Origin of the sequence: Streptomyces sp. NPDC048291, from assembly GCF_043201715.1 — a bacterium.
Classification (GTDB): domain Bacteria; phylum Actinomycetota; class Actinomycetes; order Streptomycetales; family Streptomycetaceae; genus Streptomyces.
The window spans coordinates 505,950-520,933 of sequence record NZ_JBICZC010000009.1 but is presented as its reverse complement, the minus strand read 5'-3'; the positions used below and the strand labels follow the sequence as shown (position 1 = coordinate 520,933).

Here is a 14,984-nt window from a genome sequence, read left to right as displayed (position 1 = left end):
ATCTGGCGTTGATTTTTGGCACGCTGTTGAGTTCTCAAGGAACGGTCGCTTCCTTTGTACTCACCCTCTCGGGCTTTCCTCCGGGCTTCCCTTCGATGTTCCAAACTCTATCAGCGTTTTTCCGTCTCCCTGACCACCGTCCCGCAGGCATGCGGAAGGTGATCCCGAGTTAGGATCTGACAAGTTTGGATGCTGCTCGGTAACGACGCTTTATCGCGCCGCTCTGTCCCAAGCAGGAGTACGACTGTACACGGGGCCTCGAAGGCCGCGCAAATCGAATAGGCTGGTGGTCTAGACCACTACCTGGTAGCTTCCATGCGGAACCGCCACTTCATCTGACATACGCTGCTGCTCAGTGCCGTCCGGACTGGTAGTGACGGCCCGTAAGCAGCACCACTCCTGGGAGGCTTCCCATGACCACCGTGACGTCCCCGCTCGCCGGACGCGCCGTAGGACTGGCCGCAGTGCCGGATCCGGTCTTCGCCGGGGCCATGGTCGGCCCGGGTACCGCCATCGACCCCGCGCGTGAGCCTTCGGAGGTCGTGGCGCCCGTGGACGGAGTCGTCGTCTCTCTTCACCCGCACGCGTTCGTCGTGGTCGACGAGAGCGGACACGGCGTACTCACCCACCTCGGTATCGACACCGTGCAGTTGAACGGGCAGGGCTTCGAACTCCTCGTCAACAAGGGCGACACCGTGACCCGCGGCCAGGCTGTGATCCGCTGGAACCCGGCCGAGGTCGAGGCCGCCGGGAAGTCCCCGGTCTGCCCCGTCGTGGCCCTGGAGGCCACCGCCGACTCTCTCTCCGACGTCCGTGAGGACGGCGACGTGAAGTCCGGCGACACCCTCTTCGCCTGGAGCTGACGCGCCCCGGACCGGCGACCGACCCCGCCGCCGTGCCGTCGAACGACGGACCAGGCGGCGACCACGACAACCACCGCGGCGGCGGGACCCGCCGCACTATCGGAGACGGGTGAGATGGAGACAACGCTGCGAGGCGTCGGCGTGAGCCACGGTGTGGCGATCGGCGAGGTTCGGCACATGGGAACGGCGGTGCTGGAGCCGCCCGCGAAGCAGATCCCCGCGGAGGAGGCGGAGCGGGAGCAGGCGCGCGCCCGTCAGGCCGTGGATGCCGTGGCCGCCGACCTCACGGCGCGTGGCAATCTGGCGGGCGGCGAGGCCCAGGCGGTGCTCGAGGCGCAGGCCATGATGGCGCAGGACCCCGAGCTGATGTCCGACGTGGACCGCCGGATCGCCGTCGGCAGCACCGCCGAGCGTGCCGTGTACGACGCGTTCGCCGCGTACCGCGAGCTGCTGGCCGGAGCGGGCGAGTACCTCGCCGGCCGGGTGGCCGACCTGGACGATGTGCGGAATCGTATCGTCGCCCGCCTGCTGGGCGTTCCGATGCCGGGTGTCCCGGACAGTGACGAGCCGTACGTGCTGGTGGCGCGGGATCTGGCGCCGGCGGACACGGCGCTGCTCGACCCGACTCTGGTGCTGGGTTTCGTGACCGAGGAGGGCGGGCCGACGAGCCACAGCGCGATTCTGGCGCGGGCGCTGGGTGTGCCGGCCGTGGTGGCGCTGCCGGGTGCCGGGGAGCTCGCCGAGGGCACCGTCGTCGCCGTCGACGGCAGCACGGGCGACATCTTCGTGAACCCGAGTGCGGAGAAGAAGGCGGCGCTGACGGCGGCGGCCGCCGAGCGGAAGGCGGCGCTGTCCGCCTCGACCGGTCCGGGTGCGACCGCCGACGGGCACAAGGTGCCGCTGCTGGCCAACGTGGGCGGTCCGGCGGACGTGCCGGCCGCGGTGGAGGCCGGTGCCGAGGGTGTCGGTCTGTTCCGTACCGAGTTCCTGTTCCTCGACGACAGCAAGAGCGCTCCTACCGAGGAGAAGCAGGTCGAGGCCTACCGTCAGGTGCTGGAGGCGTTCCCGGAGGGCCGGGTCGTCGTGCGGGTGCTGGACGCGGGCGCGGACAAACCGTTGGACTTCCTGACGCCGGCGGACGAGCCGAACCCGGCGCTGGGCGTGCGTGGTCTGCGGACGCTGCTCGACCACCCCGAGGTGCTGCGGACCCAGCTGACGGCGTTGGCGAAGGCGGCCGAAGGGCTGCCCGTGCACCTTGAGGTCATGGCACCGATGGTGGCGGACCGTGCCGATGCGAAGGCGTTCGCCGATGCCTGCCGGGAGGCGGGGCTGCGGGCCAAGTTCGGTGCGATGGTGGAGATTCCGTCGGCCGCGCTGCGGGCGCGCTCGGTCCTCCAGGAGGTCGAGTTCCTGTCGTTGGGGACGAACGACCTGGCCCAGTACACGTTCGCCGCCGACCGTCAGGTCGGTGCGGTGTCGCGGCTGCAGGATCCGTGGCAGCCCGCGCTGCTCGACCTGGTCGCGCTGTCGGCGGATGCGGCGCGGGCCGAGGGCAAGAGCTGTGGCGTGTGCGGTGAGGCCGCGTCGGATCCGCTGCTGGCCTGTGTGCTGACCGGTCTGGGTGTCACCTCCCTCTCCATGGGTGCGGCGTCGATTCCTTATGTCCGGGCGATGCTGGCCAAGTACACGCTGGCGCAGTGCGAGCGGGCCGCGGCGGCCGCGCGCGCCACGGACAGCGCGGACGAGGCCCGTGCGGCGGCTCAGGCGGTGCTGTCCGGCGAGTAGTCGGCCCGGGCCGTGATCGGCTGTCCTTCCGGGGGCGCTCCACCTGTGGGTGGGGCGCCCCCGGTGCGTTCAGTGGTGGTGCCCGTGGGGCGTCTCCGGGTCGCCCAGGTCGGGCGGTGCGCAGTAGTCGACGTCCGATTCCGGTGAGACGAGGTCTCCGGATTCGACGTCGGTGCAGTAGGCGTCGAAGACCTCGCCCGCGGTGAGGGGGCCGAGGTTGCCGCCGCGCAGCCGCCAGCCGTAGACGCGGTCGGGGGTGCCGGGGGCGCTGGTGCGCATGACGAGTCCGCCGGGGCTGTCGGTGGCGAGGCCCAGGGCGAGGACGCTGGTGAATTCGAGGGCTTCGGCCTCGTCGAGGTGGGTGGTGCCGTCGCCGGCCCGGTCGGCGTGGAGGACGGTGACGAGGGTTTCGGGTGGTCCGGAGACGCTGCACACGAGGTGCCGGTTGCCTGGCGCGGCGGTGTCGAGGATGCGGGTCAGGAGGTGGGAGGCGCGGGTGAAGGCGGCGCGTCCGATGTCCTCGCCGCAGGTGTGGCAGGGGCCGAGGCGGGCGAGGAGGGTGCTGGCGTACTCCCAGGTGGCCTGTCGTACCGCCTCGTCGACGAGGGCGGGGACGAGGTCGGTGAGGGGTCGGCCGTCGTAGGGGACGGTGGGGCCGGTGGCCGCGAGTTCAGCGGTGAAGCGGGTGCGGCTGGCCGGGTCGTCCGGGTCGAGGCCGGTGGCCGTGCAGAACTCGGCGTACTCCTCGGGGTCGAAGAGGGCGAGTGTGGTGTGGGTGCCCTCGGCGGCGCGGGTCCTGAGCAGGGCTTCGACCTGGCGGAGGTAGGTGAGGTGGTCGTCGAAGGTGAAGGTGCGGTAGCGCCGCATGGCGCGGAAGTCGTGTTCGTCGGTGAGCAGGCCGATGGTGCCGGCGATCTCGCGGCGCAGGACGCGTCGCATGGTCCGGTGGTCGGTGTGCGCCATGGTTCCCCCTGTGAGCGGTCGATCAATGCTCACTCACAGTAATCGGCGCCACTGACAACGGGGCGGACGTCAGGTGCGCTTGCGGGCGAGGTCCTCGAAGTAGGTCAGCAGGTCGAGGTTGTCGACGGAGCCGGGGTTGACGGCCTTCTCCAGGGGTGCGCCCTGGAGAAGGCGCTTGACGGGGACCTCGATGCGCTTTCCGGTGAGGGTGTGCGGGACGCCGGGGACCTCGATGACCTCGTCCGGGACGTGGCGGGGCGAGAGCTGTTCGCGGATGGCCTGCTTGATGCGGGTCAGCAGGGCCTCGTCGAGGACCGCGCCGGGTGCCAGGTGGACGAAGAGGGGCATCCAGTAGCCGCCGTCGGGCTGTTCGACGCCGATGACGAGGGATTCCTTGATCTCGGGGAGTCGTTCGACGACCTCGTAGATGTCGGCCGAGCCCATCCGTACGCCCTGCCGGTTGAGCGTGGAGTCGGAGCGGCCGTGGATGATCACCGTGCCGCGTGCGGTGACGGTGATCCAGTCGCCGTGGCGCCAGACGCCGGGGTAGGTGTCGAAGTAGCTCTCGTGGTAGCGGCTGCCGTCGGGGTCGTTCCAGAAGCGGATCGGCATGGAGGGCATGGGGTTGGTGACGACCAGTTCGCCGACTTCGTCGATGACGGGACGGCCGGCCGGGTCCCAGGCCTGGAGGTCGGTGCCGAGGCCGGGGGCCTGGAGTTCGCCGGTGTAGACCGGGAGGGTGGGGACGGCGCCCGCGAAGCAGGAGCACACGTCGGTGCCGCCGCTGACGGAGGCGATCCAGAGGTCGTCGCGGACCTCGTCGTGCAGCCAGCGGAAGCCGTCGGGGGGCAGCGGGGAGCCGGTGGTGGCGACGCACTTCACCCGGGAGAGGTCGAAGTCGCGGGAGGGGTGGACGCCGGCCTTGCGGCAGGCCATCACGTAGGCGGCGGAGGTGCCGTAGAGGGTGGCGCCGGTGCGTTCGGCGACGCGCCACTGGGCGCCGGTGTCGGGGTAACCGGGGCTGCCGTCGTACAGGACGATCGTGGTGCCCGTGAGGAGGCCGGAGACGAGGAAGTTCCACATCATCCAGCCGGTGGAGGTGTACCAGAAGAAGCGGTCCTCTGGGCCCAGGTCGCAGTGCAGGCCGAGCTGTTTGAGATGTTCGACCAGGATGCCGCCCTGGGACTGGACGATCGCCTTGGGCAGGCCGGTGGTGCCGGAGGAGTAGAGCACCCAGAGCGGGTGGTCGAAGGGGACCTGTTCGAACTCGGGCTCGGTGTCGGCAGAGGTGAGCGCCGACCAGTCCAGGGCGCCTTCGGGGGCGGGGGTGCCGAGCAGCGGAATGTGGACGACCGCGCGCAGGGTGGGCAGTTCGCGGCGGAGTTCGGCGACGGTCTCGCGGCGGTCGTGCTCCTTGCCGCCGTAACGGTAGCCGTCGACGGTGAACAGGACGACGGGTTCGACCTGCTGGAAGCGGTCCAGGACGCTGTGGGCGCCGAAGTCGGGGGCGCAGGAGGTCCAGACGGCGCCCACGGCTGCGGTGGCGAGGAGGGCGGCCACGGCCTGCGGGACGTTCGGGAGGTAGCCGCTGACGCGGTCGCCGGGGCGGACGCCGAGGGCGCGGAGTTCGGCGGCCAGGGAGCCCACCTGGCGGCGCAGCTCCGCCCAGGTGACGGGGCGGGGTTCGTGGGTCTCGTCGACGTACAGGAGGGCGGGTTCGTCCGCGCGGGTGTCGGCGGCGCGCAGGGCGTGCTCGGCGTAGTTCAGCCGGGCGCCGGGGAACCACTCGGCGCCCGGCATGGCGCGGTTGCCGAGCACGCGCGCGTAGGGCGTCGAGAACCGCACGTCGAAGTGTTCCGTGACGGCTTGCCAGAAGGTGTCCAGGTGGTCGACGGACCAGCGGTGCAGGGCCGGGTATCCGCCGTCGGCGGGGGCTCCGTGGTGTTCCGCCGCCCAGGCCTGGAAGCCGGTGATGCGTGCCTGGGCGATCCGCTGCGGATCGGGCTGCCAGAGCGGCTGGGGGTTCGCGGTCGACATGGGGCGGCTCCCGGGCTTCTGCGCTTTGTGTGCGTGGGACGCGCACGGGCTGGGGTGTGCGCGTGACGCGGCTGACAGGGACGATGCCATGTGATCGACTTCTACACCAGGGTGCGCTCCACATAGTCCGTGTCGTGAAGATGTGGTCTCGGCACGGGTGAATGCCAGTTGAACGGCACGCGCGGGTGGAGCGCTGAGTGGCAGGGTGAGCAGCATGGACGGTCGTGACCTGGTGCGTTCGGTAAGAGTGGTCGGTTCGAGCAAGGCGGCTCAGGGGTTGCGTACCGTACGGGCCGCGTGGCGCAGGAGGCGGATCGATGCCGCCGGGCTGCCCGCGCGCGGCGCGGAACGGGCCCGGGTGCCGGGACCGGTGCAGGACGCGGAGCCGGGGCCGGGCGGCGGTGTGATCCGGTTCAGCCGGTCCGAGCTGCGGATCACGGTCGCCGTGAACGGGGCGGTCTTCTGGGGCTGGGACGGGGCCGGTCCCGAGCCGTCGTACGCGCTCGCGGGGCGTTGCCCGGAGCCGGATCCGCGGGCGGTCCTCGAACCGGACACCAACGGCGGCTGGCGGGTGGTGGCGGAGCGGGTGCGGGTCAGTGTCTCGCGGCACGGCGCGGTGGAGGTGTGTACGCCGGGTGGCGTGCTGCTGCGGCGGGATCTGCCGCCGCGCTGGTGGGAGCCGGTGGGCGGGGGTACGGCGCGCTGGGTGCAGCGGTCGGAGGTGGCCGCGGACGCGCGGTTCTTCGGTCTGGGCGGGCGTGGCTCGGGGCCGCGGCTGCGGGACGGCACGTACCGGTTGTGGAACACCGACCCCGGCCGCGCCTTCGGGCCCGGTGACGATCCGCTGTACATCACCATGCCGGTCCAGTTGGTGGTGGCGGACGCGGCGGCGCATCTGGTGTTCCACGACAACTCGTGGGACGGGACGGTGACGCTTGGGGAGGGTGAGGAGGGCGCCGGTTCGGGGCACGACCGGACCGGGCGCTGCGAGCTGCGGATGGACGGCGGTCCGCTGCGCTGCTGGGTGATGGTGGGCACCCCCGCGCGTGTGCTCCACACGTGGGCGTCGCTCACGGGCGCGCCCGCGCTGCCGCCGGCGTGGGCGCTGGGTCATCACCACGCGCGCTGGGGTTTCGGCAGCGAGCAGGAGGTGCGGCGGATCGTCGCCGGTTACCAGGAGCGCGGTCTGCCGCTGGACGCCGTCCATCTGGACATCGACCACTACGACGACCACCAGGTGTTCACGGTCGATCGCGAGCGTTTCCCGAAGCTGCCGACGCTGTCGGAGGAGTTGCGACGGGACGGGATCCGGCTGGTGTCGATCGTCGACCCGGCGGTGCGAGCCGAGCGGGGCAACGCGGTCTACGACAGCGGGACGGCGGTCGACGCCTTCGTCCGTGATCCGTCGGGGCGGACGGTGGAGGGGGTGGTGTGGCCCGGGGAGTCGGTCTTCCCCGACTTCACGGACGCGCGCGTGCGCGCGTGGTGGGGCGGGCTGTACGAGGAGCGGCTCGCGCTGGGCTTCGCCGGGTTCTGGCACGACATGAACGAGCCGACGTCCTTCAGCGCGTTCGGCGAGTCGACGCTGCCGCGTTCGGCGCGGCACGCCCTGGAGGGGCGCGGCGGCGACCACCGGGAGGCGCACAACGTCTACGCGCTCGGCATGGCGCGGGCGGCCTACGAGGGGCTGCGCGGACTCGCGCCCGGGGAGCGGCCGTTCCTGTTCTCCCGCTCGGGCTGGGCCGGTATGCAGCGCTACGGGGGCACCTGGTCCGGTGATGTCGGCACCGGCTGGCCGGGGCTGCGCGCGTCCTTGTCGCTGGTGCTGGGACTCGGGTTGTGCGGGGTGCCGTACTCGGGTCCTGACGTGGGCGGTTTCGACGGAAGTCCGTCGCCGGAGCTGTTCCTGCGCTGGTTCCAGCTGGGTGCCTATCTGCCGCTGTTCCGTACGCACGCGAGCATGCGGGCGGGGCGCCGGGAGCCGTGGGAGTTCGGGGCGGAGGTGCTGGAGCACGCGCGCGTGGCGCTGCTCGAACGGCGGCGTCTGCTGCCGTACTTCATGACGCTGGCGCAGCTGGCCCGGCGGACCGGGGCGCCGTATGTGCGGCCGGTGTGGTGGGGGACGCCGGAGGACCGGGCGCTGCGCGACTGCGAGGACGCGTTCCTGCTGGGCGATGCTCTGCTGGTGGCTCCGGTGCTGGATCCGGGTGCCGACCGGCGTGCGGTGCAGCTGCCCCGCGGCCGTTGGTACGACACGGTGACCGAGCAGGCGTACGAGGGGCCTGGGCAGGTGCTCGTCGACGCCCCGCTGTCGCGGATCCCGGTGCTGGCACGCGCGGGTGCCGTCCTGCCCGTACGGGACGAGGACGGCGGGACGCGGCTGGAGGTGTGGGCGCCCGCCCGAGGGCGGACGGGGGGCGGTCTGTTCGTGCCGGAGGCGGGCGACGGCTGGGAGGAGCCGGGGATGGAGCGTTACGTCGCCCGCTGGGAGGGCCGGCACGTGGTGGTCCGACGCGAGGACGAGAGCGGCGTGAGCGAGCCGTCCCGTCCGGTCCGGGTCAGGGGGCTGGGCTGAGCCGGCGGGCTCAGTAGCGGCCCTCGAACCACGCGCGTACGGCCACGCTGTGCAGCGGGAAGGCGAGTTCCTCGGGGCGACGCAGCAGGTGCCAGCCCTCCGTCTCGTCGGTCGCGCCCGACGGCGGGAGGCCTTCGGCCGGGCGCTCCGGGAGGAGGCCGAACAGCAGCAGGTGCCCGTCGGGTGAGCTCATGGCGTCGACGAGCCGTACGTCGCGGGCGGCGGCGTCGATTCCGGTCTCCTCCTTGAGCTCACGGACGACGGCGTGCCGCCAGTCCTCGCGGTCGTCGACGTAGCCCCCGGGCAGCGCGGTGCCGCCGCGCGCGGGGGCCACGGTGCGGGTGATGACGACCAGGGCGGTGCCCTTCGTGTCGTAGACGGGCTGAAGGGCGATCGCCACCGGCAGCGGGTTGCGGTAGGCGACGCGGCCGCAGGCCGGGCAGGTGCGGGGCCAGCCGGAGATTCCCTCTCCGTAGGCCGCTCCGCAGCTCGAACAGTGCGAGCCCGGAGCGGAGTTGGCAATTGGGTGCTGATTTTCGGACACGCGCGGACTTTATCCGATCGGGAGTACGACGTCTTACGGTCAGGGGAACGTCTCCTTCCGGAAGTGAAGCGACATGTGGCGGCCCCGGAACGGGAGACAGGCGGGGCGGCAGGCGGTGCCGACGCGACCTGCCCAATCCCGGCGGCCCGTGGCACACTTCTGACGTTCCGTCAGATCTCGTCTCCTGGAGGAGCTTTGTCGCGCACACGCACGCCGGCGGTCGACGGCTGGTTCACCGGCGAGGGGGACGGATTCCGCCTGCTGGGGACCCGCTGTGCGGCCTGCGCCTCGGTCTTCTTCCCGCGTGAGGACGTCCACTGCCGCAACCCCGCCTGCGCGGGCGGCGACCTGGAGGAGGTCCCGCTCTCCCGGCGCGGACGGATCTGGTCGTACACCGACAGCAGATACCGCCCACCGTCACCCTATGTGAGCGATCCGGAACTTCCGTGGGAACCGTACGCGTTGATCGCTGTGGAGCTGGCGGCCGAGCGGATCGTGGTGCTGGGCCAGGCGGTTCCCGGGATCACCGTCGCCGATCTGGCGGTGGGCATGGAGGTCGAGGTCGTTCCCGGCGTCCTGGGCGAGGACGCGGAGACGACCTGGACGACCTGGCACTGGCGGCCTGCGGGGGTGGCGGCATGACGGCGGACGTGGCGGTACTCGGGGTGGGCATGCACCCCTGGGGCAAGTGGGGACGCAGCTTCGTCGAGTACGGGACGGCGGCGGCCCGCGCGGCGCTCGCGGACGCCGGACTGGAGTGGCGGGACATCGGCTCGGTCGTGGGCGCGGACACGGTGCGTGGCGGGTATCCGGGCTATGTGGCGGGCGCGACCTTCGCCAGGGCGCTGGGCTGGCAGGGGGCGCGGGTCGCGAGCGTGTACGCGGCGTGCGCGTCCGGGGCCCAGGCGGTCGCAGCGGCGCGGGCGCAGATCCTGGCGGGCCTCGCGGACGTGGTGCTCGTGGTGGGCGCGGACGCGGCGCCCAAGGGCTTCTTCCGGCCCGCCGGAGGAGACCGGCCCGACGATCCCGACTGGCTGCGCTTCCGGCTGCTGGGGGCGACGAATCCGACGTACTTCGGGCTGTACGCGCGCCGCCGGATGGCGGTGTTCGGGGACACCCCCGAGGACTTCGCCCTGGTCAAGGTGAAGAACGCGGCCCTGGGGGCGCTCAATCCGTACGCCCGCTACCGCAAGCGGGTCACCGCCGAGGAGGTCGCCGCCTCCCAGGTGGTCGCCGATCCGCTGCGGCTGCTGGACATCTGCGCCACCTCCGACGGCGGGGCCGCCCTGGTCCTGTCCAGCCTGGAGTTCGCGCGCCGGCACGGGGCGGCACGGCCGGTGCGGATCCGCGCGGTGTCCACGGTCACGCCCCGCTACCCGAGTACGGTCCTTGACCTGCCGGACATCGCCACGGACTCCGCGGCGGCGGTGGACCCGCCCCCGGAGCCCTTCCGGGCGTCGATCGCGCGGGCCGCCTACGAGGAGGCGGGCATCGGCCCGGAGGAGCTGTCCCTCGCCGAGGTGTACGACCTGTCCACCGCGCTGGAGTTGCAGTGGTACGAGGATCTCGGGCTGTGCGCCGAGGGCGAGGCGGCGAAGCTGCTGCGCGAGGGCGCGACGGCCCCGGGCGGCCGTATACCGGTGAACGCCAGCGGGGGGCTCGCGTCCTTCGGGGAGGCGGTGCCGGCCCAGGCGATCGCCCAGGTCTGCGAGCTGACCTGGCAGTTGCGGGACGCGGCGGGCGACCGGCAGGTGGCGCACGCGCGCGTGGGGATCACGGCCAATCAGGGGCTGTTCGGGCACGGCTCGTCCGTGATAGCGGTGCGCTGACGGGACGGGTGTGACCCCAGAGGCGCATACCCTGCGTGACCACCCCGAAAGGGTGCGTGAACGTCTCATGAACTGCCCCTGGGCGTGCGCCGGTGGCGTCATCATGCTCCCGTGCGCACCTGGACGGATGTTCTCCGTTTCGCCTTCCAGCCGGTGGTCAATCTGACGACCGGCGGGATCGCCGCACTGGAGATCCTCGCCCGCCCCGAGACCGGCGACGTCCTCGGCGAAGCCCGCCGGAATCCCGAACTCGACGGCAGGCTGGCGGTGCTGGCCTTCCGCGCGGCGGCCCGCAAGGAGACGCTGCTGCCGCTGCACATCAACGTCTTCGCGGCCACCCTGGCGGACCTGGGCGGCATCGGACCGCTGCCCGAGGCCGTCCGCGAGGCCGGACGGATGCCCTGGGAGGTCACCCTGGACATCGTCCCGCCGTACACGCACGTGCCGCAGCGGGCCCTGCTGGAGGCCGTGGCGGTGCTGCGCGGCCACGGCTTCCGGATCAGCGCGGACGGCATCGGGGACGGGGACGTGCCGCTGCGGCTGCTCACCGACCTCTCCCCCGACCTGATCAAGCTCGACGCCTCGCTGCTCGCCCGGCCGGCCGCGGTGCGGGCGATGCGGACCCTGTGCGAGGAACTCGGCGCCCTGGTGGCCGTCGAGGGCGTGGAGACCGAACTCCACTACTCCGCCGCGCTGTCGGCCGGGGCGCAGCTGGCCCAGGGCGAGCTGTTCGCGCCCCCGGCCCGGATCCCGGTCGCGGAGGTATACGTTCCGCCGCCCTCCCCCGCCGCCGGGCCGGCACCGCGATCCGGGCCGTACGTGCGGGAGTTCGTCCGGCCCGCCGCTCTCCTGCCGGTCACCGCCTCCGCGTTGCAGGTGCGGGCGCTGCTTACCGGCTCCCCGGACGTCTCCGGCGTGCTCCTGGTGGACCAGACCGGCGCCCCCGTCCGGTCGGTGCACCGCTCCCGCTTCCTGCTGTCGATGTCCGGCCGCTACGGGCACGCCCTGTACGCGGACCGCCCGGCCTTCAAGCTGGGCGACGCACCCCGCACGGTCGGCGTCGACGCGACCGCCTGGGAGGTGCTGGACGTGGTGGCCGTCGGCGGCCCGGACCGCACCTCGGACGACGTGGCGGTCGTCGACCGGTTCGGCCGCTGCGTGGGCGTCGTACGCCTGGCCGACCTGGTACGGGCGCTCGCCGAGACCCGGGTCGAGGAGGCGGCCGGGCTCAACCCGCTGACACGGCTGCCCGGTTCGGACGCGATCACGGGCGAGGTGGACCGGTGGCTCGCGGACGGCCGCGTCTTCGCGCTGAGCTGGCTGGACATCGACCACTTCAAACAGGTGAACGACGGTGCGGGGTTCGCCGCGGGCGACGACCTGATCCGTTCGGTGGGGCAGGCGTTGCAGGAGGCCGCCGTCGGGCACGCGCGCGTGGGACACATCGGCGGGGACGACTTCCTGGTGCTCGCCGACGAGACGGGGCTTGACCAGGTCGCCGCCCTGCTCGACGCGCCCTGGACCGCGGGCGGGCGTCCCGTCACGCTGTCCCTGGCCACCGTCGTGTGCGGACCCGGCAGTGTGGCCGACCACCGGCAGGCGGCCGCCTGTCTGGCACCCCTCAAGAAGGCCGCCAAGGCGCTCGACGGGGCGAGTTGGGTACTGGGGCGGGCGGGACTGCCCGGGCACGAGATCCGGCGCGGCTCGGAGGCGTACCCGGCCCAGGCCGGGTACGCGGCGGTGGAGCCGTGACACCTGCCCTCCGGCGGGTTGCCTGTCATCGTTGCCGTCGGCGACCTTGACGCCCCCTGAGTGCCGGTGAAAACTTCCGGTGTCGGCCGACATCGCCGTACATTCTCGGCGTATTCAGGCACTGCGCCATGGGCTGCTCCTGTCTCGACGCTCCTCCCTCCATGGGCGATCCGGCCGCTACGGCACGCTCGTCATGGACGCCGGGCGGGGCGCGGGACCTTCCCTGCCTTCGGCTGACGTCGCCAAGGGAACCGTTCCTGCTCAAGCGCCGGGGTCGATCCCCCGGCCAGCGCCCTAGGAGCCGCCATGAGCAACGGAGACATCTTCGTAGGCGAAGTCATCGGCACAGCCATCCTGATCCTGTTCGGTGCGGGGGTCTGCGCCGCGGTCACCCTGAGACACTCCAAGGCCCGGGCCGCGGGGTGGGTGGCGATCGCGTTCGGCTGGGGATTCGGCGTCCTCGCCGGCGCCTACACCGCCGCTCCCCTCTCCGGCGGGCAGCTGAACCCCGCCGTCACCATCGGCATCGCCGTCGACACCGGGAAATGGGGCAAGGTCTGGGTCTACCTGCTCGGCCAGCTCGTCGGTGCGATGCTGGGCGCCGTCCTGACGTACCTGGTCTACCTGGCCCAGTTCCAGGCCAACGTGCCCGACGAGGAGTCAGGAGAGGAACCGACGCCGACGCTCGGCATCTTCTCCACCATCCCGGAGATCCGGAACCCGGTCGCCAACCTCGTCACCGAGATCATCGCCACGATCGCGCTCGTCCTGCCGATCCTCGCGTTCGGACTGACCAAGGGGCTCGGCGAGTCCGGCACCACCGTACTGATCGTCTCGCTGCTCGTCGTCGGCATCGGGCTGTCGCTCGGCGGCCCCACGGGCTACGCCATCAACCCGACGCGCGACCTCGGCCCGCGGATCGTGCACACCTTCCTGCCGATCCCCCACAAGGGCACCTCGGACTGGGGTTACGCCTGGATCCCGGTCGTCGGCCCCCTGATCGGCGGGGCGCTCGCGGGCCTGATCTACAACGCGGCCTTCTGAAGCACGGCCCTGCGAAGCACGGCCCTCCGAGCCCACGCAGTCTTCCGACCCAGCGACCAAGGGGTAGCCATGACGGACACCGCCGAGAAGTACGTCGCCGCCATCGACCAGGGCACCACGTCGAGCCGCTGCATCATCTTCGACCACGGCGGCGCGATCGTCGCCGTCGACCAGCGCGAGCACCGCCAGATCTTCCCCAAGCCGGGCTGGGTGGAGCACGACGCCACCGAGATCTGGTCCAAGGTGCAGGCCGTGGTGGCCGGGGCGCTCGCCAACGCGGGGCTGCGCCCCGACCAGTTGAGCGCACTGGGCATCACCAACCAGCGCGAGACGACCGTCCTGTGGGACCGCGCCACCGGCAAGCCCGTGCACAACGCGATCGTCTGGCAGGACACCCGCACTGCCTCCCTCTGCCACGAACTCGGCGGCAGCGACGGCCAGGACCGCTTCCGCGAGCAGACCGGGCTGCCCCTGGCCAGCTACTTCTCCGGGCCCAAGGCTGCCTGGCTGCTGGACAACGTGCCCGGGCTGCGGGACCGGGCCGAGCGCGGCGAGATCGCCTTCGGGACCATCGACTCCTGGCTGATCTGGAACCTCACCGGCGGCACCGACGGCGGCCGGCACGTCACCGACGTCACCAACGCCGGGCGCACCATGCTGATGAACCTGGAGACCCTCCAGTGGGACCCCGCCATCCTCGCCGCGATGAACGTCCCCGAGGCGGTCCTGCCCGAGATCAGGTCGTCCGCCGAGGTGTACGGCACGGCCGTCGGCCAGCTCGCCGGGGTGCCGGTGGCGTCCGCGCTGGGCGACCAGCAGGCGGCGGTCTTCGGCCAGGCCTGCTACGACGTCGGCACGGCGAAGAACACCTACGGGACGGGCAGCTTCCTGCTGCTCAACACCGGCAACCGGCCGGTGCCGTCCAAGAGCGGGCTGCTGACGACGATGGGATACCGGATCGGCACCGAGGCGCCGGTGTACTGCCTGGAGGGTTCCATCGCCATAACGGGCGCGCTCGTCCAGTGGTTCCGCGACCAGCTCGGCATCATCCGCACCGCCGACGAGATCGAGACGCTGGCGGCGAGCGTCGACGACAACGGCGGTGCCTACATCGTGCCCGCCTTCTCCGGCCTGTTCGCGCCCTACTGGCGCTCCGACGCGCGCGGGGTCGTCACCGGGCTGACCCGGTACGTCACCAAGGCGCACCTCGCCCGCGCGGTCCTGGAGGCGACGAGCTGGCAGACGCGGGAGGTCGTGGACGCCATGTACCAGGACTCCGGGGTGCCGATCACCACCCTGAAGGTGGACGGCGGCATGACGAAGAACAACCTCCTGATGCAGCACCAGGCCGACGTCCTCGGGGTACCGGTGATCCGGCCCCGGGTCTCCGAGACGACCTGCCTGGGCGCCGCGTACGCGGCAGGTCTTGCCACCGGTGTCTGGAACGACCTGGACGAACTCAGGTCGCACTGGCAGCAGGACGCGGAGTGGACGCCCGCGATGGCGGCGTCGACACGCGACCGGGAGTACGCGAACTGGCGCAAGGCGGTGGAGAAGAGCTTCGGCTGGCTGGAGGAAGGCGAGTAACCACC

General features: G+C 72.0%; 11 protein-coding genes. 8 read left to right on the top strand and 3 right to left on the bottom strand.

Annotated features, from left to right (window positions below; translation table 11 throughout):
• Positions 1–413: 413 nt before the first annotated feature.
• Positions 414–863 (top strand): PTS glucose transporter subunit IIA, encoded by a 450-nt coding sequence (locus ACGF5O_RS26430; protein ID WP_393812328.1) that lies wholly within the window; start codon positions 414–416, stop codon positions 861–863.
• A 114-nt stretch (positions 864–977) separates the two neighbouring features.
• Positions 978–2,648, top strand: a complete 1,671-nt coding sequence (ptsP, locus tag ACGF5O_RS26425; RefSeq protein WP_393812327.1) for a phosphoenolpyruvate--protein phosphotransferase — start codon at positions 978–980, stop codon at positions 2,646–2,648.
• Positions 2,649–2,717: 69 nt separating this feature from the next.
• On the opposite strand, the gene ACGF5O_RS26420 is transcribed toward ptsP, so the two are convergent.
• On the bottom strand, positions 2,718–3,611 hold the full coding sequence (locus tag ACGF5O_RS26420) for a hypothetical protein (protein WP_393812326.1): 894 nt from the start codon (positions 3,609–3,611) through the stop codon (positions 2,718–2,720).
• 69 nt (positions 3,612–3,680) lie between these two features.
• Positions 3,681–5,648 (bottom strand): acetoacetate--CoA ligase, encoded by a 1,968-nt coding sequence (locus ACGF5O_RS26415; protein WP_393812325.1) that lies wholly within the window; start codon positions 5,646–5,648, stop codon positions 3,681–3,683.
• Positions 5,649–5,862: 214 nt separating this feature from the next.
• Between ACGF5O_RS26415 and ACGF5O_RS26410 the strand changes: the two genes are divergently transcribed.
• Positions 5,863–8,223: a TIM-barrel domain-containing protein gene (locus tag ACGF5O_RS26410; protein WP_393812324.1), complete on the top strand. Its 2,361-nt coding sequence runs from the start codon at positions 5,863–5,865 to the stop codon at positions 8,221–8,223.
• Positions 8,224–8,233: 10 nt separating this feature from the next.
• Here the strand turns inward: ACGF5O_RS26410 and ACGF5O_RS26405 are convergent, their stop codons facing one another.
• Positions 8,234–8,767, bottom strand: a complete 534-nt coding sequence (locus tag ACGF5O_RS26405) for an NUDIX domain-containing protein (RefSeq protein WP_393812323.1) — start codon at positions 8,765–8,767, stop codon at positions 8,234–8,236.
• 195 nt (positions 8,768–8,962) lie between these two features.
• Here ACGF5O_RS26405 and ACGF5O_RS26400 point away from each other — a divergent pair, with 195 nt between their 5' ends.
• The 5 genes from ACGF5O_RS26400 (at position 8,963) to glpK (ending at position 14,979) form a co-directional block, all read left to right on the top strand.
• Positions 8,963–9,409: a Zn-ribbon domain-containing OB-fold protein gene (locus ACGF5O_RS26400; RefSeq protein WP_393812322.1), complete on the top strand. Its 447-nt coding sequence runs from the start codon at positions 8,963–8,965 to the stop codon at positions 9,407–9,409.
• Positions 9,406–10,596, top strand: a complete 1,191-nt coding sequence (locus ACGF5O_RS26395) for a lipid-transfer protein (protein WP_393812321.1) — start codon at positions 9,406–9,408, stop codon at positions 10,594–10,596. The genes ACGF5O_RS26400 and ACGF5O_RS26395 overlap by 4 nt, the downstream gene beginning before the upstream one ends.
• A 111-nt stretch (positions 10,597–10,707) precedes the next feature.
• Complete coding sequence (locus ACGF5O_RS26390; protein WP_393812320.1) at positions 10,708–12,348, top strand: GGDEF domain-containing protein; 1,641 nt, start codon at positions 10,708–10,710, stop codon at positions 12,346–12,348.
• Between the two features lie 306 nt (positions 12,349–12,654).
• Entirely contained in the window at positions 12,655–13,392 is a 738-nt protein-coding gene (locus tag ACGF5O_RS26385; RefSeq protein ID WP_393812319.1) for an MIP/aquaporin family protein, read from the top strand.
• A gap of 69 nt (positions 13,393–13,461) precedes the next feature.
• Positions 13,462–14,979: a glycerol kinase GlpK gene (gene glpK, locus ACGF5O_RS26380; protein WP_393812318.1), complete on the top strand. Its 1,518-nt coding sequence runs from the start codon at positions 13,462–13,464 to the stop codon at positions 14,977–14,979.
• Positions 14,980–14,984: the final 5 nt, after the last annotated feature.

Excerpts from the sequence above, each read along its gene's own strand:
- glpK (WP_393812318.1), top strand. The coding sequence starts at position 13,462 with ATGACGGACACCGCCGAGAAGTACGTCGCCGCCATCGACCAGGGCACC.
- ACGF5O_RS26385 (WP_393812319.1), top strand. The coding sequence starts at position 12,655 with ATGAGCAACGGAGACATCTTCGTAGGCGAAGTCATCGGCACAGCCATC.
- ACGF5O_RS26395 (WP_393812321.1), top strand. The coding sequence starts at position 9,406 with ATGACGGCGGACGTGGCGGTACTCGGGGTGGGCATGCACCCCTGGGGC.
- ACGF5O_RS26420 (WP_393812326.1), bottom strand. The coding sequence starts at position 3,611 with ATGGCGCACACCGACCACCGGACCATGCGACGCGTCCTGCGCCGCGAG.
- ACGF5O_RS26430 (WP_393812328.1), top strand. The coding sequence starts at position 414 with ATGACCACCGTGACGTCCCCGCTCGCCGGACGCGCCGTAGGACTGGCC.
- ACGF5O_RS26410 (WP_393812324.1), top strand. The coding sequence starts at position 5,863 with ATGGACGGTCGTGACCTGGTGCGTTCGGTAAGAGTGGTCGGTTCGAGC.
- ACGF5O_RS26415 (WP_393812325.1), bottom strand. The coding sequence starts at position 5,648 with ATGTCGACCGCGAACCCCCAGCCGCTCTGGCAGCCCGATCCGCAGCGG.
- ptsP (WP_393812327.1), top strand. The coding sequence starts at position 978 with ATGGAGACAACGCTGCGAGGCGTCGGCGTGAGCCACGGTGTGGCGATC.